The organism is Alkaliphilus metalliredigens QYMF (assembly GCF_000016985.1).
In the GTDB taxonomy this organism is placed as follows: Bacteria; Bacillota; Clostridia; order Peptostreptococcales; family Natronincolaceae; genus Alkaliphilus_A; species Alkaliphilus_A metalliredigens.
The window spans coordinates 2,635,223-2,658,295 of the sequence record NC_009633.1; the positions used below are offsets into that span (position 1 = coordinate 2,635,223).

The 23,073-nt window shown below is 35.5% G+C and carries 25 protein-coding genes; 2 read left to right on the plus strand and 23 right to left on the minus strand.

Annotated elements, in window-relative coordinates; all coding sequences use genetic code 11:
* The first annotated feature begins 153 nt into the window (after nt 1–153).
* Nucleotides 154–1,350, plus strand: coding sequence for a pyridoxal phosphate-dependent aminotransferase (locus tag AMET_RS12910; protein WP_041721653.1), 1,197 nt, complete (start codon nt 154–156; stop codon nt 1,348–1,350).
* Between the two features lie 172 nt (nt 1,351–1,522).
* On the opposite strand, the gene AMET_RS12915 is transcribed toward AMET_RS12910, so the two are convergent.
* From AMET_RS12915 to surE, 18 genes are all read right to left on the minus strand, one after another.
* Nucleotides 1,523–2,188, minus strand: a complete 666-nt coding sequence (locus AMET_RS12915; protein WP_012063745.1) for a MerR family transcriptional regulator — start codon at nt 2,186–2,188, stop codon at nt 1,523–1,525.
* Between the two features lie 175 nt (nt 2,189–2,363).
* Nucleotides 2,364–3,368 carry a M42 family metallopeptidase gene (locus AMET_RS12920; RefSeq protein ID WP_012063746.1) on the minus strand — a complete coding sequence of 335 codons (1,005 nt, stop codon included), beginning with the start codon at nt 3,366–3,368 and terminating at the stop codon, nt 2,364–2,366.
* The gene (locus AMET_RS12925; protein WP_012063747.1) at nt 3,368–4,390 is read right to left on the minus strand and encodes a M42 family metallopeptidase; all 1,023 of its coding nucleotides are present in this window, start codon (nt 4,388–4,390) and stop codon (nt 3,368–3,370) included. The genes AMET_RS12920 and AMET_RS12925 overlap by 1 nt, the downstream gene beginning before the upstream one ends.
* Nucleotides 4,381–5,433, minus strand: a complete 1,053-nt coding sequence (locus AMET_RS12930; RefSeq protein ID WP_012063748.1) for a M42 family metallopeptidase — start codon at nt 5,431–5,433, stop codon at nt 4,381–4,383. Before AMET_RS12930 ends, AMET_RS12925 begins: the two co-directional genes overlap by 10 nt.
* Nucleotides 5,434–5,575: 142 nt before the next feature.
* Nucleotides 5,576–6,352, minus strand: a complete 777-nt coding sequence (locus tag AMET_RS12935; protein WP_012063749.1) for a CheR family methyltransferase — start codon at nt 6,350–6,352, stop codon at nt 5,576–5,578.
* A gap of 66 nt (nt 6,353–6,418) precedes the next feature.
* Nucleotides 6,419–7,570 (minus strand): 30S ribosomal protein S1, encoded by a 1,152-nt coding sequence (gene rpsA / locus AMET_RS12940; RefSeq protein WP_012063750.1) that lies wholly within the window; start codon nt 7,568–7,570, stop codon nt 6,419–6,421.
* Between the two features lie 42 nt (nt 7,571–7,612).
* Nucleotides 7,613–8,455: a 4-hydroxy-3-methylbut-2-enyl diphosphate reductase gene (locus AMET_RS12945; protein WP_012063751.1), complete on the minus strand. Its 843-nt coding sequence runs from the start codon at nt 8,453–8,455 to the stop codon at nt 7,613–7,615.
* A gap of 114 nt (nt 8,456–8,569) precedes the next feature.
* On the minus strand, nt 8,570–9,151 hold the full coding sequence (locus AMET_RS12950) for a lysophospholipid acyltransferase family protein (RefSeq protein WP_012063752.1): 582 nt from the start codon (nt 9,149–9,151) through the stop codon (nt 8,570–8,572).
* Complete coding sequence (cmk, locus tag AMET_RS12955; protein WP_012063753.1) at nt 9,152–9,814, minus strand: (d)CMP kinase; 663 nt, start codon at nt 9,812–9,814, stop codon at nt 9,152–9,154.
* A 261-nt stretch (nt 9,815–10,075) separates the two neighbouring features.
* Nucleotides 10,076–10,513 (minus strand): hypothetical protein, encoded by a 438-nt coding sequence (locus tag AMET_RS12960; protein ID WP_012063754.1) that lies wholly within the window; start codon nt 10,511–10,513, stop codon nt 10,076–10,078.
* A gap of 19 nt (nt 10,514–10,532) precedes the next feature.
* Complete coding sequence (locus tag AMET_RS12965; RefSeq protein WP_012063755.1) at nt 10,533–11,762, minus strand: BaiN/RdsA family NAD(P)/FAD-dependent oxidoreductase; 1,230 nt, start codon at nt 11,760–11,762, stop codon at nt 10,533–10,535.
* Complete coding sequence (locus AMET_RS12970) at nt 11,755–12,387, minus strand: histidine phosphatase family protein (RefSeq protein ID WP_012063756.1); 633 nt, start codon at nt 12,385–12,387, stop codon at nt 11,755–11,757. The genes AMET_RS12965 and AMET_RS12970 overlap by 8 nt, the downstream gene beginning before the upstream one ends.
* Nucleotides 12,388–12,520: 133 nt before the next feature.
* The gene (locus AMET_RS12975; RefSeq protein ID WP_012063757.1) at nt 12,521–13,387 is read right to left on the minus strand and encodes a MurR/RpiR family transcriptional regulator; all 867 of its coding nucleotides are present in this window, start codon (nt 13,385–13,387) and stop codon (nt 12,521–12,523) included.
* A gap of 19 nt (nt 13,388–13,406) precedes the next feature.
* On the minus strand, nt 13,407–13,946 hold the full coding sequence (locus tag AMET_RS12980; protein ID WP_012063758.1) for a 2-oxoacid:acceptor oxidoreductase family protein: 540 nt from the start codon (nt 13,944–13,946) through the stop codon (nt 13,407–13,409).
* Nucleotide 13,947: 1 nt separating this feature from the next.
* Nucleotides 13,948–14,769 carry a 2-oxoacid:ferredoxin oxidoreductase subunit beta gene (locus AMET_RS12985; protein WP_012063759.1) on the minus strand — a complete coding sequence of 274 codons (822 nt, stop codon included), beginning with the start codon at nt 14,767–14,769 and terminating at the stop codon, nt 13,948–13,950.
* Nucleotides 14,769–15,905, minus strand: coding sequence for a 2-oxoacid:acceptor oxidoreductase subunit alpha (locus AMET_RS12990; protein WP_012063760.1), 1,137 nt, complete (start codon nt 15,903–15,905; stop codon nt 14,769–14,771). Before AMET_RS12990 ends, AMET_RS12985 begins: the two co-directional genes overlap by 1 nt.
* Nucleotides 15,906–15,909: 4 nt before the next feature.
* The gene (locus tag AMET_RS12995) at nt 15,910–16,116 is read right to left on the minus strand and encodes a 4Fe-4S binding protein (RefSeq protein ID WP_012063761.1); all 207 of its coding nucleotides are present in this window, start codon (nt 16,114–16,116) and stop codon (nt 15,910–15,912) included.
* A gap of 175 nt (nt 16,117–16,291) precedes the next feature.
* Complete coding sequence (gene surE, locus AMET_RS13000; RefSeq protein ID WP_012063762.1) at nt 16,292–17,056, minus strand: 5'/3'-nucleotidase SurE; 765 nt, start codon at nt 17,054–17,056, stop codon at nt 16,292–16,294.
* 117 nt (nt 17,057–17,173) lie between these two features.
* Between surE and AMET_RS13005 the strand changes: the two genes are divergently transcribed.
* Complete coding sequence (locus AMET_RS13005; protein ID WP_041720789.1) at nt 17,174–17,815, plus strand: hypothetical protein; 642 nt, start codon at nt 17,174–17,176, stop codon at nt 17,813–17,815.
* An 87-nt stretch (nt 17,816–17,902) separates the two neighbouring features.
* Here the strand turns inward: AMET_RS13005 and AMET_RS13010 are convergent, their stop codons facing one another.
* The 5 genes from AMET_RS13010 to AMET_RS13030 all read right to left on the minus strand — a co-directional run bounded on the left by AMET_RS13010 (nt 17,903) and on the right by AMET_RS13030 (nt 23,012).
* Entirely contained in the window at nt 17,903–19,300 is a 1,398-nt protein-coding gene (locus AMET_RS13010; RefSeq protein ID WP_012063764.1) for an oxaloacetate decarboxylase subunit alpha, read from the minus strand.
* A 181-nt stretch (nt 19,301–19,481) separates the two neighbouring features.
* On the minus strand, nt 19,482–19,955 hold the full coding sequence (locus tag AMET_RS13015) for a GNAT family N-acetyltransferase (RefSeq protein WP_012063765.1): 474 nt from the start codon (nt 19,953–19,955) through the stop codon (nt 19,482–19,484).
* Nucleotides 19,956–20,039: 84 nt separating this feature from the next.
* Nucleotides 20,040–20,744 (minus strand): pseudouridine synthase, encoded by a 705-nt coding sequence (locus AMET_RS13020; protein ID WP_012063766.1) that lies wholly within the window; start codon nt 20,742–20,744, stop codon nt 20,040–20,042.
* A 40-nt stretch (nt 20,745–20,784) separates the two neighbouring features.
* Nucleotides 20,785–22,065, minus strand: coding sequence for an FAD-dependent oxidoreductase (locus AMET_RS13025; protein WP_012063767.1), 1,281 nt, complete (start codon nt 22,063–22,065; stop codon nt 20,785–20,787).
* Nucleotides 22,066–22,082: 17 nt separating this feature from the next.
* On the minus strand, nt 22,083–23,012 hold the full coding sequence (locus tag AMET_RS13030; RefSeq protein WP_012063768.1) for a sulfide/dihydroorotate dehydrogenase-like FAD/NAD-binding protein: 930 nt from the start codon (nt 23,010–23,012) through the stop codon (nt 22,083–22,085).
* Nucleotides 23,013–23,073 lie beyond the last annotated feature (61 nt).

Genomic DNA, 23,073 nt, shown 5'->3' on the forward strand with positions numbered 1-23,073 from the left:
ATTATATTATGCAAAATAAGTTTTGTAAAATGTAATTATACAATCACATTTGATAAGTAGATCTGACTTGGAATCTTTTCCTGTCCCTTTAGTTTTATTTATGTTATCATATAATTGTGATTTATGTAAAAAAGAAATAGGAGGTATTTAATGATGAATTTATCTAAAAGAATTACAAGTATGCAAGAATCTCCCATCAGAAAGTTGGTTCCTTACGCTCAAGCTGCTAAAGCTAATGGGAAAAAGGTATATCATCTAAATATTGGACAACCAGACATCGAAACCCCTTCTTCTTTTATGGAAGCTATTCGTAATTTTGACGAAAAAGTGTTAGCCTATTCATTATCTCAAGGAATGCCTGAATTAATAGATTCAATGATTGATTATTACAAGAAATATGATATGCATTTTGAAAATGACGAAATTTTAATCACTAATGGAGGTTCAGAAGCCTTATTATTTGCTATGATAGCTGTGGCTGATGCCGGTGATGAAGTTTTAGTTCCTGAACCATTTTATACAAATTACAATGGGTTCACTTCTGCTGTTGATGTAAAGGTTGTTCCAATTACATGTAAAGCCGAAGAAGGGTTTCATTTGCCAAATAGAAAGTCAATTGAGGATATCATTAATCCTAAAACCAAGGCAATTATGTTATCTAATCCAGGAAACCCAACTGGCGTGGTCTATACAAAAGAAGAAATACATATGTTAGCAGACCTAGCTAAGGAATACAATCTATTTATTCTTGCAGATGAGGTTTATAGAGAATTTGTATATGATGGACTAGAATACACTAGCTTCGGTAATATAAAAGAAATTCAAGATCGTGTTGTTATTATAGATAGTGTTTCTAAAAGATATAGTGCTTGTGGAGCTAGAATTGGTTCCGTTGCATGTAAGAACAAAGAATTAATTAAAGAAGTTTTAAAATTATGCCAAGGAAGACTATGTGTACCGACATTAGAGCAAGTAGGTGCAATCGAGTTATATAAAACGCCAGAAAGCTACTTCAAGACTGTAAACAAGGAGTATGAAAAACGTAGAGATATTGTATACACTGAACTAAATAAAATGCCAGGTGTTTTATGCAAAAAACCTACAGGCGCTTTTTATGTAGCGGCTAAATTACCAGTAGATGATGCCGAAAAGTTTGTTATTTGGATGTTAAAAGACTTTGATATAGACGGGGAGACGCTGATGATGGCTCCAGCAGAAGGATTCTATGCCACCCCAGGTCTTGGCAAAGATGAGGTTCGAATTGCCTATGTACTGAATGAAGATGACTTAATGAAATCAATGAACTTATTAAAGGTTGCACTAGAGCTGTATCCTAATAAAACGATATAACTAACAAAATAAGAAGCCTGGGAGGTTATCCAGGCTTCTTATTTTGTTAAAAATCCCTTATTCCTTGTTTTAAAATCACAGTACCTCTAGATATATTTCATATGTACTAGGAAGACTGTTTATTATGAATCTATAATCCGAGGAATTTTAAATGGGTTATATAGAAGAAATATTATGTAGTCGGTAATTTCTCTTCATCCTTTTTAGAGCTAAAAATTCGTGTGAAAAAAGGTAGGTTTTTATGCTGTTCTCTTTTAATACGGTCTTTTAATTCTGAAATTTCATAGGACTTTTCCTTGATTTTCATTTTCAATTTTGCATTTTCGCAAATTAATACATCCTGATCCTTACGTCCTAGTTCACTTGTTAATTCATCAACCTTCATTGTCAATTCTTCAATTTTCTCCTGATAATCCATACTTCTAAGCATAACAAGAAGTTCATTCTTCAATGATTGGAAGTCGTCACTCACCTTATTTTTACCTTTAAATGAAGGAGAATTAGCGTCCATGGCTAATTGTTCTTCTATGGCAAGGGAATCAGGCTCAGCATTCACCTGACTCATAGCTACTTCAGGATTGCAGAAAGAGTTAAAATTATGATTATCTTGAGAAAGCAAGACCTCTTTTATTTTTTTATTGGACAAGCCTTGTTCTTGTAGGCTCTGGATTGTTAATAATTGGCTTAGCTCTGTATCGGTAAAATAGCGTCTGTTATTTGATGCACGAGGGATGTTTAGCTCGAATTCTTTTTCATAGAAGCGGATCACATGTGGTTTGAACTTTGTTATTTGGGAAACGTCCTTCATTGAGTAGGTTTTATTCTCTTTTTCACTCATTTAATCACCTCCACTTGTACTACAGATTCAATACTAGTACAAGATTTTCCTGTCTATTAGAAGGACTTTCGTCATACAAATTTAGTCAAATTACAAACAAAACTGATTAAATTTATTATATTTAGACAAAAAAAGAGAAGAAGTTAAACTTCTTCTCTTGGGTTTAGATATTAGGTTACGCTTCAGACCATTCATTTTCGAAAAGTGCTCTAGATAAAGAAATGATATTTTCTACATCTGAAACAGAGGCCATTTCACAGTTACTATGAATATATCGTGATGGTACGGATAGTACGCCTGATGGTACCCCACTTCTCGTTAGATGGATTGCACCAGAATCTGTTCCACCAAACTCCAGCACTTCTAATTGATATGGAATTCGAAATTTCTTTGCTGTTTTAATCATATGATTCTTTATCATGGGGTGGCAGAGAATCGAGTTATCTTTGATCTTGATTGCGGCACCAGCACCTAATTTTACTGCCATTTCCTTTGCCTTAGGTGTGTCTCCAGTAGCTGTTACATCAAAAGAGATAGCAAGGTCAGGTTCTATATGAAAAGCGGCTGTTTTTGCCCCTCTAGTACCTACTTCTTCCTGTACAGTGAAAACAAAGTAAAGGTCGTGTTTTATTTCCTTTAACTGCTTTAATACTTCTATCATGATAAAGCATCCTATTCGGTCATCTAATCCCTGGGAAATCACTTTTTTATCATCAATAATAGGTTCACTATGATAAACGCATGTGTCTCCAATAGAAACCATGGTCTCCGCATCCTCCTGTGAAGAGGCACCGATATCAATAAACAATTTATCTAAAGTTAAATCTTTTAATGTATCAATTTTTTCACTACCAATGACTCCAATGACACCATTTTCGAAAATAACTCTCTGGGATAATGTGATTGCGGGAGAAAGACCACCGAGGTTAGAAAATCGTAAAAAACCTTCTTTATCAATATGGGTTGTCATAAGACCAATTTGATCCATATGTCCAGCTAACATAATTTTTTTACCGGGCCCTTTTTTATGGGCAATCAAATTACCTAGGTTATCGGTATAGATTTCATCTACTAAGTCTTTGATCTCTTCTGAGATTAACTCAGCGACCTGCGCTTCATTCCCTGACGGCCCATAGACTAAAAGTAATTTTTTGAGCAATTCTGTGCTAAATTCTTTCATTATATAACGCCACCTTTACTTATTTTTTCAATAAACTTTACAGTTAAATTTAATGTGTGTCTATAATCATCTAGACTCAATACAGAGGCCGGTGAATGAATATAACGACAAGGAACAGCTAAAGAAACGCAGGGAGTTCCTTCTTGGGCAAGGTGAAAGCTGCCAGCATCATTACCACCGAAGCTTGATCGTCTATATTGCCATGGAATATTGTTTTCCTTTGCGGTTTCAATTAACGAGTCTACTAGAGGGCGATTATAAATAGAAGTACGATCCATGATTGAAATGGCAGGACCACCATCTAAATTCGTCGCTTGAAAATGTGGTTCAATCCCTTTTACATCTGAACATGTAGTTCCCTCAAGAACAATTGCCAGATCTCCTTTTATTTGATTGGCTGCAACTGCGGATCCTCTCAATCCAATTTCTTCTTGCACTGTAAAGATTCCAGTTATATTAACATTTAAATCCATTTTAAGCAACTCAATTAGTATCGCACAGCCTACACGGTTGTCTAAGGCTTTGGATTTCACTCTATTGTTAGCAAACTCAACATAATCACTTTGGAAAGCAATGTAGTCTCCAATAGAAAGCAATTTTTCCGCTTCTTCTTTAGAACTCACACCAATATCTATGTACAAATCGTCAATTGATAGCGCTTTTTTTCGCTCAGATGGTTTTTGCATGTGGATGGCTTTGGCTCCAATAATGCCAATGAGCTTGTTGTCACCAATGAGCACAATTTTAGAAACCAGTATTCTTGGATCAATACCACCAATTGGTGCAAATCGCAGGAGCCCACTCTCTTCAATACCCTTTACCATCAGGCCAATTTCATCCATATGGGCTGTGACGATGATTCGATAATCTGAGTTAACTGTGTTTTTTGTTGCAAATAGATTACCCATGCGATCAACTCGTAGCTGATCTACAGAATCATCTAGTTCACCTTTTATTAGCTCTCGCACTTCTCCTTCATTTCCAGAGACTCCTAAGGCTTCAGTTAATTTTTTTAATAGCATAATAATGACTCCACCTCCTGAGTATTAAAGGAAACAATGAATTGTGATAGAAGCTTTCCTGTTTTTTCTATGTCGGATAAACAAATTGTCTCCACAGAGGTATGCATGTAACGTAGTGGAATTGACAATAAACCTGTTGCAACACCTGAACGTGCAATTTGAATAGGCCAAGCATCTGTTCCTGTTGAACCTGGAGCGACTTCTACTTGATAATCAATATAATTTTCTTGAGCCACTGTCTTTAAATGTTTAAAGATTAATGGGTTGATGTTGGGGCCCATGGTAATGGCAGGTCCCTTTCCCATTTCGATTGTATCAAAACGATTTAACTCTGGTGTTCTTCCAAATCCCACATCAATGGCAATACCAATATCAGGGTTAATCTGATAAGCGGAGGTCGTAGCACCCCGTGTACCGACTTCTTCCTGTACAGTGGCCACGCAATAAACATCTATGTCATGATAGGAATCTTGTAGTAATCGGAGACATTGGTACAACACAGCAACTCCAGCACGGTCATCTAAGGCCTTGCCTGCAAGCCATCCATTCTGCAAAGTAGAAACCGCTCTTTTAACAGTAATGACATCGCCAATTTGGATTTTTCCCTCTAGGGCTTGCTTTGAAAAACCAGTATCAATCACCAAGTCTTCAATTGATAAAGCATTCTCTCTTTCACTTGCATCTGTGAGGTGAGGTGGTTTTGCGCCAATAATACCGTAGGTTTCCTCAGAACCATGAATCAATACTTCTTGACATAGGAGCGTCCGCTGATCGACACCACCAATGTTTGTAAATGAAATAAAGCCTTTATCATCTATATCTTTGACCATTAAGCCTATTTCATCCATATGAGCTGCTAGCATAATTTTTTTTCCGCCACTATTTCTGCCTTTTTTAATCATAATTAAATTTCCTAAGGCATCTTTTTTGATTTCATCAACATAGTCTGCAAATATACTGGTAATAACTTGAGAAACTTTCTCTTCATGACCGGATACACCGGAAGCTTCCGATAATTCAATGATTACTTCGCGTAAATTCATATATTGGCCTCCTTTCTAATAAAAAAATATATTACCAACATTACTTAGTATATCAATTTTCCTGTCATTTCTAAACATTGGAAATAAAATAATATTAAAGTAAAAAAAATATAGGAGAAATGCCTCCTATATTTTCTCCTATTTATCGATTACTTTTTTGATAGAAAAAAGTTTTAAGAGGTGAGAGATTGTATCTATGGGGCAATATAATTTGTTCAGTACTACCCACAAACAAAATACCATCGCTACCTAAAGCGTCATGGAACTTTTGATACATCTTACTCTTGGTTTCTTCAGTAAAGTAAATCATGACATTTCTACATAGTATTAAATCACAGTCACTAGGATAAGCATCCTCAATTAGGTTGAGTTTTTTAAAACGCACACGATTCTTAATGTCTCCACTTATCATAAAACGCTCACTTTGCAAGGTAAAGAAGCGTTCGATAAACTCATTAGGCAAGTTTTCAACACTTTTAGGTGTATACACACCTAGCTGTGCCTTAGTTATAGCACCTTCGTCAATATCCGTGGCTAATACTTCAATGTCTTTTAGTGGATAAAACTTACTTAAAGCCATCACTAATGAGTAACATTCCTCACCAGTTGAACAAGCAGAACTCCATATCTTTAACTTTTTCCTTGTTTTTAATAAGTTAGGAATGATTTCTGAATTTAGAATTTCCCACTGTTGTGGATTACGATAAAACTCCGACACATTTATTGTTAGATAGTTGATAAATTCATCTAGCAGTTTTTTGTCTTGGTTAATTGCATTATAGTACAAGTCGTATGTAGGGAAATTATTTCTTGTAATCAATGATTCAATTCGTCTTTTCATTTGTCTTTCCTTGTAAGAAGATAAATCGATCCCTGTTTTTTTATAAACCTTTGTTATAAAAAGCTGGTATCCTTCCATATAGTAAATCCCCCTTAATATTTAAGCGTCATACTGTAAGTTAAAAAATAAAGAGTCAAAGACTCTTTATTTTTTATCATTCATGTCTATTATATCTCCTATTGTTACATTATTATCTTCATCAGTATATTCTGTGGGTTCATTTTCTGTTGAATCCTCTTGTGCAGCTGTCATACTCAAGCTAATCCGTTTCCCATCTATATTGATGTCTAATACTTTAACGTTGACATTCTGTCCAACATGAAGCTCTTCTGAAGGCTTTGCAATATGAGCTTCACTAATTTGAGAAATATGAACAAGACCATCTAGTCCAGGCATCAACTCTACAAAAGCACCAAAGTCGACAAGTCTAACAACTTTTCCTTCTAGGATATCTCCTGCCTTAAATTTATCAGCGATTAATGTCCATGGTTCTGGCTGGGTCTGCTTAATACTTAAAGAAACCTTTCCAGTGGTTTCATCAAAGTCGATTACTTTAACTTCAACTTGATCCTCAACACTAACGACTTCAGAAGGGTTTTTCACTCTTCCCCAAGATAGTTCAGATATATGGACTAAACCATCAATTCCGCCAATATCAACAAAAGCACCAAAGTTTGTCAGACGTTTAACTTCACCTCGGATTTGCATACCCTTCTCCAACTTTGCAAAAACATCAGCCTTCTTTTCTTTATTTTCCTGTTGGAGTACTTCTTTTCTAGATAAGACAGCCTTGTTTTTTTGTCTATCAATTTCAATTACTTTGGCATTGAAGCTCTTACCTACAAATGTTTTAAGGTCATCCACATATCGATCGGATAATTGACTAGCGGGTATAAAGCATCTAATTCCTCTAGCAATGGCAATCACGCCACCTTTAACTGATTCCACAACCTTGGATTCAACTAATGATTCTGTATCATGGATTTTTTCTAGGTCTTCCCATCCTTTTGTGTGTTCAACACGTTTTGTAGATAATAGAACGTTTCCTTCTCCATCATCAGTCTTGATTATATAAACACTAATTTCATCATCTGCCTTTGCCACATCTTGAGGTGTGATAGTAGGATCATTAGAAATTTCATCCCTAGGGACGATTCCATCGGCCTTATATCCTATATTTACCGTAATACCTTTATCAGAAACTTGAATTACCTTTCCTGTAACAACTTCTCCTCTTTTAGGTCTGATTAGTGATTTTTCTATTTCTTCCATTAATTCTTCCATATCGTGACTCATATAATTACCTCCTAAGAATTTTGTTAATAAAATGATGATTTATTATAGGTTACGTAAGGATTTAACAACTTCATCAACAATCCATATTGGCGTAGATGCACCAGCTGTTATACCTATACGGTTATAATTTTGCAACGCCTCTAAATCAAGATCTACCACTGTTTCAATATGATAAGTATCAAGTGGCTTTTCTTCTTTACAGATGGCTACTAATTTTTGTGTGTTAGAGCTATGATAACCACCAATTACGATCATTGCATCAACTTCTTGTGATACTAATTTAGCCGACTCTTGCCTTTCTTTAGTCGCATGACAAATTGTGTTAAATTGTTCAACCTGATTGGATTTTGTCGAGATTAGAGTACTTAATTCCTCATATTGGACAATTGGCATTGTTGTTTGTACCACAATACAAACTTTATCTAATTTAGGAATTAAATCGACATCAGTTATCTGTTGAACAGTATACGCTTCATTATTACACCATCCGTTAATGCCAATTACCTCAGGATGCTCTGGATTACCTATGATGGCAATTTTATAGCCTTTATTAAAGTACTCTTCGACGATGTTTTGAATCTTCTTTACAAAAGGACAAGTAGCGTCAATGATGTTTAGGTTTTTTTCCTCTGCTAAACCATACGTTGCCTTTGAAACACCATGAGATCTAATAATAACGCTTCCATCATCGATTTCAGAGATACTATCCTTGGTATATACACCGTGGCTTTCTAAGCTACTCACTACTTGATTGTTATGAATTAGAGGACCTAATGTATAAATTGAATTGTTTTTCTGATTGTTTTTAATTTCTTTAAAGGCAGTATTAATTGCTTTTTCTACTCCAAAACAAAATCCTGCATGTTTTGCAATTACTAATTCCATATTAAACCTCCTAAATTAAAGAAATGAAAGCATCGTAAGATGAAATTAGAATCTATTAATGATTCGATAAAATATTTGAAATTCCTTCTTATTTTGTAGTATTTCCATATTATTTTAATTCATTAATTCTTGTATGGTATCTAATATGTTCTGGCTTATTTGTTGGTACTCATCTGTTGTTAATTTTTCATCGTAATAATCACTTAAATCCATGGGATCACCCACAATTACTTTTAATTCATTAAAAAGCTTATAATTACTTATGATAGCGATAGGGATGACAGGAGAACGGGATTTAATGGCAATCATTGCAATACCAGGCATAGCTTCTTTCATTTTTCCAGTTTTGCTACGGGTTCCCTCAGGAAACATTCCTAAGCTATTGCCTTCTTTCAATATTTTCAAAGCAGTCTTAATGGCTCCAATATCGCTTGTACCTCTTTTAACGGGGAAAACCCCTAAATTCTTTATTATCAAACTCATTAATGGATTAGAGAAAAGTTCTTCTTTAGCCATATAATGAACTTTTCTTGGCAAGGATGTGCCGATCACCAATGGATCCCATAGGTTAAAATGATTTGAACAAATGATGGCTTTTCCAGTAGTGGGGATTTTCTCAACATGAGTAAGTTCTAGCTTATATAAAAGACGGAGAAGGATGTTTACCACTCTTTTTATAATTCGATAAAATAACATTTACCCTCGTTCCTTCCCATTAAAAATACGTAAAACTTCCTCAACAATGGCATCAATTGACTTGCCAGTTGAGTCGATTACAACCGCATCATCGGCCTGTGTTAAGGGTGCGTATTGGCGCTTACTATCCATCTGATCTCTTTGAATAATTCCTTGTTCAACCTCCATTAAGGAAGTCTGTATTCCCTTTTCAACCAACTCTATATATCTTCGTTGTGCACGCTCTTGAGTTGAAGCCGTTAAAAATACTTTAATGTCTGCATCAGGTAAAACATGGGTACCAATATCTCTACCATCCATAATCACATTTTGAGACAGAGCAATACATTTTTGAAGAGAAACCAAATGCTTTCTCACTTCAGGTATTTTGGCAATATGAGAGACATTGTTATTAACTTCTGGACTGCGAATTTCAGTATTTACGATTTGATTGTTGACTGCAATATCTTGGTTAATAAAGGTAATATGTATAGAAGTACATAGGTTAACAATGGCCTCAACATTATGTATGTTAATATCATTCTTCAAAGCCCAGTATGTTAGTGCACGATACATAGCCCCTGAATCAACGTAGGTATACCCTAACAATGCGGCTAATTTTTTTGCAACAGTACTCTTGCCTGCACCAGCTGGTCCATCAATTGCAATTTGTTTGAATGTCATTTCATCCCTCCTTTGACATAGTGAAACCACCAATCCATGGTGGTTACTTTATACACAAATCAGGTCTAAGTTATTTTACACTCTTAGCTAAACATGGGGTAATCTCTTTATATTTATTGCACCAGCTCATATGTCCATTGCATAATGATAATTGGACAACTTTCAGAAACTGTAGTAGAACTACGAATTCCCCTAACCAACATCATATGCCCCTTGCATATTAAAAATTATACATTAATTCTTTCAAATACTCAAGTATATTTAAATTTGAATCCCACTCAGTATTTGAATATCACCATTTATGTTAATTTGTCCGTCATAAAGAATCAATTTAACATTTTCACTTACTTCCACAATATGAACTGTAATCAAATCATCATACATTTGACCATTCATTTGTATCAAATCCTTATCAAAAACCTGTAAAACTAATCTGTTTTCATCATTAAAAGTAGCGTAAACTTCACCATTTACTAAAACTTCTAGTTCAGGATATGTTGTATAATGACTTAATTCAATGGTAATAGAACCACTAGATACTAGTGGCTCACTTAATATTGCATGTGAATCCCCATCAACAGATTGAATGTAGTGGTGATAATTTGTGAATATAATGACTAGAATGAGCATACTGAAAAAAAGAATCGTAAATCTAGTCAACACATCTTCTATTATTTCAACAGCTTTATTAAAGTTCACAGATTAATAACCCCTCCTGTTAAGTTGAACTCCCAGCTAAAAAACCAGTAGAGAATGCAATTTGCAGGTTGAATCCTCCAGTTAAGGCATCTACATCTAGTATTTCTCCTGCAAAATATAACCCTTTAAGTAATTTAGACTCCATTGTACTTGGGTCTACTTCCTTGATATCGATCCCACCAGATGTAATAATGGCTTCATTAATACTTCTCATTTGCTTTATAGTGAATATCATTCCCTTGAGGGATTGAATAATTATATTTCTGTCCACCTTAGATAGTTGACTTAAGAGTATGTCCTCATTTATTTGTAATGTCTTTAAAAGACCCAATACAAAATTTTTAGGTAGTAAGCTTTGTAGAAATCCTCTAATTGTTTTTGAATGTCCTTTTACGTTCCGAGAAAGAAGTTTTTCTAATAATACATGTTCTGTCATATTGGGTAAAAAATCTACTGACATAGGAGATGTACCCTCTTGCAAATATCTGGCGATGTAGGCCGAAAGTTTTAAAATAACAGGACCTGAGCACCCATAATGAGTGAACAGTATGGAATCTCTAAGTGAGATCCGTTTCTTTCCCTCTACCTCATAGGAAACAATCACATCTTCTAAAGAAATTCCCATGAGGGTCTTCACCCAACTCTCATTTAGTTCCAGGGAGACTAGACTTGGTCGTAGTTTGATAATACGATGGCCTATTTGTTTAGCCAGTTTGAAACCATCACCAGTACTTCCTGTATGAGGATAGGACATGCCACCAGTAGAGAGAATCACCTTTTGAGTATAGATGGATTCATTATTGTTTAATTGAACGCCTAGAACCTTCCCATTTGAAGTCAAAATGCTTTTAACCGTAGCGTTATAGCGTATTTTCACATTGTGTTTTTTCAATAAATTTTCAAATAATGAAATGACATCAGCAGACCTATTACTTTGGGGGAAGACTTTATTGTCTTTTTCAATTTTTGTCTCTACATCATGACTACATAAGAAATCAATTAAATCATAAGGAGTGAAGGTATTTATTGCCTTATATAGAAATTTTCCATTAACCATGGTATTAACTATGATATCAGAAGGATCACAGTAATTTGTAACATTACACCGGCCACCACCTGTGATAGCTAACTTTTTTCCCACTTGCATATTTTTTTCCAATAGGATCACAGATTTGCCCTTTTGTGCAGCCATTAGGGCAGCCATCATACCTGCAGGACCTCCACCAATAACAACAACAGAATTATTCATGTTCATCACCTACTGACAGTATATCCAAGTGAGACAGGTCATTATACTTTACCAGTACAGGACCACATTCTTTATACTCAATTAAGTTGATGGCACAATTATTCTGCTTTAAACGATAAAAATTGCTTAAGGGCATTCCTAATACATGCAGTAAGTACAATTTTATGACTGCACCATGACTAACTAAAACAAGTCTATCTTTCTTTGATTGAATCATTATATTCTCAATAGCCTCAACGATGCGTTTCTGAGCATTTTTCAGATTTTCTCCCTTGGGAATAAGGGTTAGATGCGGTGTGTCACGCCAGCATGAAAAGTCATCAACGTAATTAGACTCAATTTCTTTAATTGTTAGTCCTTCCCATTCCCCAAAATTCATTTCCGATAATCCATGATCGTAGTGACAGGGAATGCCTAACTGTTCTTTAATTATCATGGCTGTAGATTTGGCTCTATTAAGATTACTGGAATAGATAACCTGTATTTTATTATTCATTAATTTTTGACCAGCTAACTCAGCTTGTTGAAGACCACCAGGAGTGAGCCTGGAATCTCTCCTACCTTGGGTTCTACCCTCTAGATTCCAATTTGTCTCACCATGGCGTAATAAAAAAAGTTGTTTCATATTAATCAATCCAATCTGTATGGTTTATTAGAAGCTACGTTGAGAAAATTATACTACTTAATTGACAAAAACGAAAGACGATCTAATGATCGTCTTTCGTAGATTTATGATGTGGGTGAGTCGTATCTAAATATTAACCTTGTCGATCATATATATTATATTTTTCCCAAATTTCTTCTAGTTTATTAAAATAATCCGTAACCTCTTCTTTTTCCCGCATACCAACTGCAACAATGATGGCATTGATTAAGCTTAGGGGTGCAACTAAAGAATCTACAAAGGATAACATATTACTTTTAGCCGTTAGAGAATGGTCTGCTATGTCAGCTAATGGAGATAATAAACTATCTGTAATACCAACGATTGGAACCCCTTGTTCCTTAGCATATTTTACAGTTTGTAAAGTTCTATTAGAGTATCTTGGAAAACTGATAGCAATCACCAGGTCTTTGTCAGACACCCTTAGCATTTGTTCAAAGAGATCACTGATCCCATAGCTAATAATTTTCACATTATCTAAAACTAGATTCAAATAAAAGCCTAAGTATTCAGCCAGTGCAGTTGAACTTCTCAATCCGATTATGTAAATTTTATCGGCTTTAAAGATAAGATCAATTACTTCTAGAAATACTTCATGGTCAATGCTGTCTAATGTTGAACGGATGTTATCCATATCAGATTTCAAAACTTTTTTAAGGGCTTCTATCTCATCAGGGTACTCTCGAGCCATTTCTACTCTTTGTACCGTTGTTAATTTGGTCTTAATGATCTCCTGTAAACCCCTTTGCAATTGCGGATATCCCTCGAAATCCATTGCATTGGCAAATCTGACCACAGTAGACTCACTGACACCAACTTTGTCCCCTAATTTTGAGGCAGTCATGAAAGCTGCCTTGTCATAATTGTCAATTATATATTGAGCTATCAGTTTTTGCCCTTTACTTAATTTCGAAAACCGCTTTTGTATTTCCATAATAAGATTTCGGTTGTCTTCAACCATGTGTCATCATCCTAATTAATTATTTGTTTTTTACTAATTCATATCCTTCTAGTAGTGCTTTTTTATTTAACTCCTCAGTTCCTCTAGGAACACGATGTAGTACTGCCTTCTCTAAAGAATCTTTCGTGACGATATCTGTTAACTGCTGAATGACACCGAGGGCTACGATGTTTCCCACCATGGGTTTGTTTATTTTTATATTAGCTGTATCCAATATAGGTACACGAACGACATTAGTAGGAAGTACTAAATCGTCTGTACATATGGTACTATCAATAATGAGCATACCATCAGGATGAAGACCACCTATGTACTTTTTGCAAGCCTGCTTAGTAAGTACAAGTAGTAAATCTGCTTGTTCAACCTTTGGATAATCAATTTCATCTTCACTGATAATTACTTCTGCTTTGCTTGCACCACCTCTAGCTTCTGGACCATATGACTGAGACTGAATCGCATTTTTATTATCCATAATAGCGGCTTCAGCCAAAATAATGCCAGCTAGTATTAATCCTTGACCCCCTGCACCACCAAGACGTATTTCAAATCTGCTATCCATATTATCTCCCCTTTTGAAGTTTCTCGATAATTTTTAAATATTCAGCAGCATACTCTGGTTCTGTTGTGTTTTTCAGTATACCTGTCAATATCTTATCTTTTTTCTTTTCAGGAGGTACTTTATCCACGACCTTCACATCAATAGTCGCATCCTTTAAAGCATTCAACATTTCAAAAGCTGAACCCTTATTATTTTTTCGTCCATAATAGGTGGGACAGGTACTAATGGCATCAACCAGTGAAAATCCAGTATGGTCAATGGCCTGCTCAATAAGCTTACTTAGCTGGATTGCATGATAAGCAGTCCCTCTTCCTACGAAAGTAGCGCCAGCTGCATCTACAAGTTTGCATATATCAAAGGGCTGGTCGATATTACCAAAGGGGGCAGTTGTACCAAATTCATTTGTTGGTGTTGTAGGGGAATACTGACCACCTGTCATCCCATAAATATTATTATTAAAAACAATCGTTGTAATGTCAATATTTCTTCTACTTGCATGAATGAGGTGATTTCCCCCAATAGCTGTACAATCACCGTCTCCTGTTATTACAATTACCTTTAGGTCTGGATTAGCTAGTTTGACTCCTGTGGCAAAGGCTAAGGCCCTGCCATGTAGCGTATGTAGTGTATTATAGTCCATATAGCCAGGAGCACGAGATGAGCAGCCGATACCAGAAACAAGACAGATTTTATCCTTATCCAATTTAAGATTATCAATGGCTTGAGCTAAGGCTCTCATAATAATACCATGACCACAACCAGGACACCATATATGAGGTAATCGCTGTAGTCTAAAATGACTATTAACTAACTGACTTCCCATTATAGTACCTCCTTAATTTTTGTCAAAATTTCATCGGGAGTGATGGCTTCACCATTTACTTTTCCAAGACTAAATACCTGACTTTGTCCAGCTATAACTCTTTCAACCGCTAAAACATATTGACCTAAGTTGAGTTCTGGAACGATAAACTTAATGTTACGTTTTGCTAATTGACGAATTTGCTTTTCTGGGAATGGCCAAATCGTCAGTGCTTTAAATAAACCTACTTTCAAACCTAATTTTCTAGCCTCTTTCATGGCACTGCGGGCAGAGCGAGCAGTTGCACCATAGGCCAAAAGCACAATTTCAGCATCTTCTATCTGCTCTTCTTCATACAGTACAATGTCATCTATGTTATTGGTGATTTTATTCATAATTCGTCTCAGTAGTTTATCAGAAATGTCAGGATCACTGGTGGGGAATCCAAAATCATCATGCATTAAACCAGTTACATGAAAGTGGAACCCATCTCCAAATGCTGCCATTTTAGGTACAAGTTCCGAACCCTCTATTTGGTAAGGCTTGTAATTTGGGTCATCTTTGTGGGGTTTAGTGCGATCAATGATTTCAATTTGATCTAAATCTGGGATTTCAATCTTTTCTCTCATATGGCCAACAATTTCATCTAACATTAAAAAAACTGGAGTCCTATATTTTTCTGCAAAATTAAATGCCTTGATTGTTAGATCATAGGTTTCTCTAACGGAGGACGGAGACAATGCAATCACAGGATGATCACCATGGGTTCCCCACTTTGCCTGCATGATATCTCCCTGTGAAGGAGCAGTAGGCAATCCAGTACTAGGACCATATCTTTGTACATTGACAACAACACATGGGATTTCTGCCAGTGCTGCGTAACCTATACTTTCCTGCTTTAATGAAAAACCAGGACCACTGGTGGCAGTCATTGACTTCAAACCAGCTAATGAACCTCCAATTGTAGCTGCCATACCAGCAATTTCATCTTCCATCTGAATAAACTTTCCTCCCACTTGAGGGAGCTTTTGTGAACAAAGCTCAGCAATCTCTGTTGATGGTGTAATCGGATACCCAGCATAAAACTTTAAGCCTGCTACCAATGCACCTTCAACACAGGCTTCATTTCCCTGCATCAATTTCACTCTCTTATACATATAATTAACCCTCCAAGTAAATGGCATAGTCTGGACATCTTAGTTCGCATTGTCCGCATTTTATACATAAATCTTTGTTTTTGATACTCACTTTGTCATGTTCTAATTCCAAGACATTTTTAGGGCAGAATCCAACACATATATTACAACCTTTACACCATTCTGGAATAATGTGTAACTCTTTATCATTCTTCTGGTTACTCACCGTCATAGCCACCCCCCTTTTATCATCGATTGATAAAAATATAGCTAAGTAAATCATATCAGATTTATGGGAATTTTGCAATTTATATTTCATTAAATTCTGTATATTTTAGTTAAATGCAAGTTTAGTTTCATTTATTTGCATTTAAGCCACAATATAAAAAGTACTCCCAGTTTCAGGACTACTTTTCAAGGTTAAGATTTTTTAGTTTTTTGAATGACTTAAAGTGTGTCAAATCAAAGTGAATAGGGGTAATTGAGATGTAATTATCATTAATTGCCTGGACATCACTTTCATGATCTTGTGCTAATTCCATTGCTTTACCTGAAATCCAGTAATAGGCGTTTCCCCGAGGATCCAATCTTTCAATAAAAGCATTTTCATATTTTCTTATCCCTAAGTTTGTGACCTTAACACCTTTAATTTCACTATAAGCTATGGTAGGGTAATTTACATTAATGATTGTATCACTTAGTTCCTCAATATGAAGTGTGTTACTCAGTAACTTGCAAATAAATTCAGCAGCATGATTGTACTGATCAATTTTAGAGGTTGCCATTGAAACGGCAATTGAAGGTAAATCTAAAATAGCAGCCTCTACTGCAGCTGATACCGTGCCTGAATAAAGTACATCGGTTCCTAGGTTAGGGCCATTATTAATTCCAGATACAACGACAGTTGGCTTTCTATCTTTTAATAAAACCTCAATGGCAATTTTAATACAATCCGCTGGAGTACCATTAACTGAATAGGCTTCAATTGAGGTGTCGAAAAAGCGCACACCCGCCATCCTCAAAGGATGGTGCATGGTAATACCGTGGCCAACAGCACTTCTTTCTGTATTGGGTGCCACAACAATTACCTCGCCTACATCCTGCAATGATTTTGCAAGGACATAAATACCTTCTGCAAAGATTCCATCATCATTTGTTACTAAAATACGCATTATATTCCTCCTTCCATGATGATAATCATAATAGTTTTATCAAGACTAGTAAATAATAAAATGAAAAACAAGATAATCATTAAGCCAGAAACAATAATAAACATAAGAGGTGATAATTTGATTCAAATAGATGATGCAGGTAGTGGAAGTCTTTTAGGAGGTACCCTTATAGGAATAGTCAGGGTTGAAACAAATGAATATGCCCATGAAATCATCCCACTGGAGTACTACAGAGGAACAAACTTTGAAAACAAAGTGTATATTCAATATGTTTTGACAATCATTAAAAGGTTATTCAAAAGCTTACATGTCAGTAAAGAAGAAGAAATTCATATGTGTAGAGGCTATATGTTTGATCAAGCAAAGGTGTGGCTCAAGGAAGAACAATATCATTTTATAAGCACTAAGATACAAGATCCTCTTCAAAGTATTATTGAAAAAGAATTCGAAAAATATACAATTTCACTTGGATTACCTCTAAACATGATTACCTATACAAAATATCCATTTCACTTTCATCGAATACTAAAATGGATTTATGCAGATTATCAGATTAGAAGTCTTCTTTGTAAAACAGGTTGGAAGAGTTGGAAAAAATATGGTAACTTAGAAATTTCAATTGATCGAGAAAAAATAAAAAACAATCATTTAATATGCCTAAAATGTCATGAAATCATTTTAAAAGACTCATTTGCAGCTGTGAAAAAATATCACAGCACTAGGCTTAATAAGGTGTTTCTTCATCAAGACTGTATTTAAATAGCTCCTAGATGAATTGTCTAGGAGCTATTATCAAATATTTTATCCTAAATGTATGACTACGCTTCTACTGAAATAAGTCTCTCTTTAAATGGGATGTGTTTTTTCCTCTTCATTATAGAGGGTTGATTCGATTTTGTACTTTTCAGCCCATCTTGTTTTAAAATAGCTCATTGCTACTTGTGGAAATAAAGCGTAGGATAAAACATCTTCATCTTGCTCTAGGTATTCCTTCATTTCATTTTTTAGTTTTTCTAATTGAGGTTCGATTAAGTCCGCTGGACGACATGTGATAATACTGTCCTTACCAACAATTTTTTCTATGATTTTCTCGTCTATAGGCACAGCTGGTTGACCATATAGCCCTTTAACATAATCTTTTATTTCCTTTGGTACCATCTTATATCTTTCGCCAGTAAGCACATTGAACAATGCTTGTGTTCCAACCATTTGACTCATTGGCGTAACAAGAGGAGGAAAACCTAGTTCTTCTCTTACTTTAGGAACCTCGGCTAAGACCTCTTCATATTTATCTTCTTTATTTTGTAGTTTAAGCTGTGAAATTAAGTTAGATAACATACCTCCAGGTACCTGATAGATGAGGGTATTGGCATCTACTCCAAGAACCTTAGGATCTAGTATTCCTTCTTTTAAGTATTTATCTCGGATAGGCTTAAAGTAATCAGCTACTTCACTTAATACCTTTAAGTCTAAGCCGGTATCATATTCTGTCCCTTGCAAAGCTGCCACCAAAGGTTCAGTAGGCGGCTGTGAGGTGCCCATGGCCAAGGGTGAAATTGCAGTATCGATTACATCCACTCCAGCTTCAATTGCCTTTAGATAGGTCATAGAGGCCATACCACTGGTATAGTGTGTGTGTATTTGTATTGGTACTTTTACTGCTTTCTTTAATTCTCGGACAAGTTCATATGCAACATAAGGAGTTAAAATACCAGACATGTCTTTAATACAGATTGAGTTGGCTCCCATGCTCTCCATTTTCTTAGCCGTTTTAACGTAATAAGGGATATTATGTACAGGACTAATGGTATAAGAGATGGCGCATTGGGCATGTCCACCTTCTTTATTTGTGACCCTTAAAGCAGTTTCAAGGTTTCTGACATCATTTAAAGCATCAAATATACGGATGATATCAATTCCATTGCCAATAGACTTTTTAACAAATTCAGTGACGACATCATCGGCATAATGCTTGTATCCAAGAATATTTTGTCCTCTTAACAGCATTTGAAACTTAGTGTTCTTAACACGACTCTTTAACTTTCTAAGTCTTTCCCATGGATCCTCATTTAAAAATCTTAGGGATGAATCAAAGGTTGCTCCTCCCCACATTTCTAAAGAATGGTAGCCTACTTTGTCGAGCAGTTCAATAACAGGTAACATTTCCTCTGTATTCATTCTCGTAGCGAATAAGGACTGATGCGCATCTCTCAGTACTGTTTCGGTAATTTTTAATTTAGTCATCCTTAACCCTCCTCATTATTTATAGGTCATTGTGTCTTGGTATGGTAAACAATCTTTGGTACAGGCATATGTTTCTATTAAAACATCAAAACTCCTCTAACTATTCTTCTCAATCAAAATGACAATCGGGGGGGGTGGCTCATGGGATTACCTTCCCCGTAATGTATTGAAGAATTGATTGCTATATATTACTACCATGAGACTTACATTTCTTTTGGAAAAATTTAGGAATGCAAATAAGCAAATCACGGTGATAATCATTCGTATGATGATAGGATTTTACAAATTCAGGTATATGCTCTATTGCTTCCAACATCTGAAGTCCTACATGCTTATAAAATGCATGATAGACTTGATGATGATTGATAAGTGCCCATTCAACACCCTGTTGATTAGCCAGGTTCAAGGTAGATCTTAATAGTCCATCCCCTAAACCATGTCCTCTTTCAATTGGCATAATAAATAGTTCATTGATATGTAGTATTGTGCTTTGAATTTCAAATGCAGCATAACCCAATATATGCTCACTATCCATTACAATCATGTACCGACAATGATCTATCGATTGATTAATGTCCATGTTGTGATGATGCTGTAGAAAATGACTCAGGAGCACTTTTTCCTTGTTATTTGATACTTCTTTTATCGTGATCATTTAATTACCTCACTTGTAAAGGATTCTATCCTTATTATATCTTTTTTATTAGAGAAATACAAAGGAAAGCCATCCTTTAATTTCCTATAATTCCTTTAGGTAGGTTATTTCTTTTTGAGTTAGATGTCTCCATTTTCCAATTTCTAAATCTCCTAATTGAAGATCTCCCATACTTTCTCGATTTAATTCAACAACTGGATGACCAATGGCATCACACATTTTTCTTACCTGTCTATTTTTACCTTCTCGCAACGTAATTTTTACGATTACTTCATGAGGAAGTATTTTAATAATACTAATTTTAGCCGGAGCGGTCACATAATCTTCGATTTCTAAACCTTTTTCAAATAAAGATAATTTTGAAGAGGAAGGCTTCCCTTTAACCTTAGCAATATATACCTTGCTCACTTTAAATTTAGGATGAGTCAGTTTAAAGGTTAGATTACCATCATTTGTTAAAAGTAAGAAACCAGAGGTATGATAATCTAACCTGCCAACTGGAAAAATCCGCTCTGAAACCCCTACCAGGTCAGTTACTGTTTTGCGGTCAAACTGATCCGAAACTGTGGTGACAAATCCTGTGGGCTTATTTAATAAGATATAAATCATCTCTTCAGTAGGTTTGATTAGTTTCCCTCTAACCTTAACATGATCTTCCACAACATCTAATTTGAATCCCATTTCTGTTACAACTTTATCATTCACAGTTACAAGACCCTGCTGAATTAATGTTTCACTTTTTCTTCTAGATGCCACACCGCAGTTTGCTATATATTTTTGAAGTCTCAAATCATTCACCTCATCTTTTGATTTGTAAATCGTATACTATTTATTTTAACCGTTCATTGTAAATATTCAACAGATTTAATCGATTTATTTTAATTTTCAGGGTTTCTATCTCTGTGATATACAAATTATTTTTTTTCATTCTCTTAAAGTAGTCCCCACCTGCAAATGTAAATCGTTCTTGCAGTCCTGATTCAGTTAATATTCTTTCATTGGCATAGGCAATCAGATCACCACTGGCAAGATTTATTGGTAGCTCCAGAAGAGGCATGCCCAAAGCAACTCTAACACTATTATGACCTGCTAGGGAGCCTGTAACAATGGCTTCCGTATGACCTACGAATAAGCCTGACTTTTCACCAGCGCATAATAAATTTTGTAATGAAGCCACCTTCATTGTATTATTTCTAGGGGCAATAGACAAGTAACGAATAGAATTGCCGATACCTCCAGAATAAGGATCTTCAAATTTGGCATTTTCAAATCCTTTTATACTTCTTAGTTTTTCTAATGGGTAAAAAGGTGCCATTAATTTTGCATGGCCTGTGTCTAATAATATGATGTTTTCTGCATACTCATTTAGTGCATACTGTTGACACACTTTCATCTTAAGTTTTTCATGATTAACCTGATTTTTAGGTACTGGTATAATCGCCACGCCCTTTTCATTTAGTATTGTACGTAATTCTTCTGAAAGAGAGTTTTTATTCAATTTACAAGATCCACTGAATGCACCATAGGAGCCATCTGCCCTCTGACCAAGGATGTCATTTACACCGGCTTTTTGACTTAAACTTACCCTAGGACCAAATGAGGGACAACGTAGCACACACATGGCACAACCGTTACCATATTTAGTACAGTTCCCCATTGGACCTGTTGAACCGGTGGTTTCTATAAAAACATCCCCTTCTATGGTTTCTCCATCAAATGTTTTGACTTTTATAATCTTGCTACCATCCTTAATGACATCGACGATTCTATGTTGTAGATATAAATGGATCCCTAGATTCAGGAGTAATTTTCGTACTTTGGGTTCGATTATGGTGACATCATACAAACTAGCATGACGATGTCCAGGAAATTCAATATTCCGATGTCTAGAGGTAGCGTCTGTGATAGTAAACAACTCATCATTTCCTAATAAAATAGTTTCCTCCGCCGCTGTGAATCTACCATTATTTCGCATAATACCGCCAACATTACCTAATCCAAGTAATAAATCTGTTCTCTCATAAAGGTGGACATCTCCACCAGCTTTTTTAGCCGTAATAGCAGCTGCGCAGCCTGCCCAACCGCCCCCTACAATTACTATTTTAGACACAAAAATACCCCCTTCTATTAATGATGAACAAGTTGACTTTTACAAGTTTTAATAGCGTTTCCTGCTATATCATAAATTGTACATGCGCCACATATTCCTTCGCCACAGCACATATGATGATTATTTGTTGTAACCAGATTAATGTTATGGAAATTACTTACCTCTAAGATTTGCTTTTGTAGGTAGTCTGATCCGCCTATAAAACTCAGTTGATACTCATGTTTTGCTATAGCCTGTTGTATGACTGATTTTCCCTGTTCACTATATAAATCTACTGTAGAAATAAGATTAGCATCGGTATAATGTGATATGAAATCATGTTTTATAGAACCCGTGTCTAGGATGACATCCACTGTATTGTTGTGTTGCCGTAAATGTTGAATTAGTAAAACGGCAGGAGCCTGGGCAATACCTCTTGCAACAATAAGACAACGTCCTCCTGCCAAACTTTTTAAGTGTTGTATTCCTATAATTCCATTCCAATAAGGAGCCTTGATTAATAATGATTCAGAATCATCCTTTAAACTCTTTGTTTTGACCCCATGTATCTCAATGGCAATGTCGATCAAACCACTAGCGGACTCAACATTCATAATAGAGATAGGTATGTCGAAATACTGATCTTTACTTTTGTTTCGTACAAAAATGTAAGCACCTGGTTGTTTAAGATGCCGTATTAAATAATCATTTACTTTTAACTTAAAAACCTTAAGATTAGGTGTGATATCGACTCTTGAAACGATTGCAACTTCATGTGGAATACGAGTACTCTTGCGTTGTTCATTTAGAAATTTGAATTCTTGATAAATACAAACCCCTCTCCAATTACAATCACAATAATTTTTGTTTTGTAGATGAGTGCAAGTAATACAATCGTTACTCTCCGCTAAATAACAAGGACAGTAATCACTGCCAGCATCAATGCATTCCCAATACTTCACTGTCATTATACCGCTCCCCTTCTATTTTTAACTAAGGCATCCCTAAGAAAACAACTGGACAGAATCA

Excerpts from the sequence above, each read along its gene's own strand:
- AMET_RS12910 (WP_041721653.1), top strand. The coding sequence starts at position 154 with ATGAATTTATCTAAAAGAATTACAAGTATGCAAGAATCTCCCATCAGA.
- AMET_RS12915 (WP_012063745.1), bottom strand. The coding sequence starts at position 2,188 with ATGAGTGAAAAAGAGAATAAAACCTACTCAATGAAGGACGTTTCCCAA.
- AMET_RS12920 (WP_012063746.1), bottom strand. The coding sequence starts at position 3,368 with ATGAAAGAATTTAGCACAGAATTGCTCAAAAAATTACTTTTAGTCTAT.
- AMET_RS12925 (WP_012063747.1), bottom strand. The coding sequence starts at position 4,390 with ATGCTATTAAAAAAATTAACTGAAGCCTTAGGAGTCTCTGGAAATGAA.
- AMET_RS12930 (WP_012063748.1), bottom strand. The coding sequence starts at position 5,433 with ATGAATTTACGCGAAGTAATCATTGAATTATCGGAAGCTTCCGGTGTA.
- AMET_RS12935 (WP_012063749.1), bottom strand. The coding sequence starts at position 6,352 with ATGGAAGGATACCAGCTTTTTATAACAAAGGTTTATAAAAAAACAGGG.
- rpsA (WP_012063750.1), bottom strand. The coding sequence starts at position 7,570 with ATGAGTCACGATATGGAAGAATTAATGGAAGAAATAGAAAAATCACTA.
- AMET_RS12945 (WP_012063751.1), bottom strand. The coding sequence starts at position 8,455 with ATGGAATTAGTAATTGCAAAACATGCAGGATTTTGTTTTGGAGTAGAA.
- AMET_RS12950 (WP_012063752.1), bottom strand. The coding sequence starts at position 9,151 with ATGTTATTTTATCGAATTATAAAAAGAGTGGTAAACATCCTTCTCCGT.
- cmk (WP_012063753.1), bottom strand. The coding sequence starts at position 9,814 with ATGACATTCAAACAAATTGCAATTGATGGACCAGCTGGTGCAGGCAAG.
- AMET_RS12965 (WP_012063755.1), bottom strand. The coding sequence starts at position 11,762 with ATGAATAATTCTGTTGTTGTTATTGGTGGAGGTCCTGCAGGTATGATG.
- AMET_RS12970 (WP_012063756.1), bottom strand. The coding sequence starts at position 12,387 with ATGAAACAACTTTTTTTATTACGCCATGGTGAGACAAATTGGAATCTA.
- AMET_RS12975 (WP_012063757.1), bottom strand. The coding sequence starts at position 13,387 with ATGGTTGAAGACAACCGAAATCTTATTATGGAAATACAAAAGCGGTTT.
- AMET_RS12980 (WP_012063758.1), bottom strand. The coding sequence starts at position 13,946 with ATGGATAGCAGATTTGAAATACGTCTTGGTGGTGCAGGGGGTCAAGGA.
- AMET_RS12985 (WP_012063759.1), bottom strand. The coding sequence starts at position 14,769 with ATGGGAAGTCAGTTAGTTAATAGTCATTTTAGACTACAGCGATTACCT.
- AMET_RS12990 (WP_012063760.1), bottom strand. The coding sequence starts at position 15,905 with ATGTATAAGAGAGTGAAATTGATGCAGGGAAATGAAGCCTGTGTTGAA.
- AMET_RS12995 (WP_012063761.1), bottom strand. The coding sequence starts at position 16,116 with ATGACGGTGAGTAACCAGAAGAATGATAAAGAGTTACACATTATTCCA.
- surE (WP_012063762.1), bottom strand. The coding sequence starts at position 17,056 with ATGCGTATTTTAGTAACAAATGATGATGGAATCTTTGCAGAAGGTATT.
- AMET_RS13010 (WP_012063764.1), bottom strand. The coding sequence starts at position 19,300 with ATGACTAAATTAAAAATTACCGAAACAGTACTGAGAGATGCGCATCAG.
- AMET_RS13015 (WP_012063765.1), bottom strand. The coding sequence starts at position 19,955 with ATGATCACGATAAAAGAAGTATCAAATAACAAGGAAAAAGTGCTCCTG.
- AMET_RS13030 (WP_012063768.1), bottom strand. The coding sequence starts at position 23,012 with ATGACAGTGAAGTATTGGGAATGCATTGATGCTGGCAGTGATTACTGT.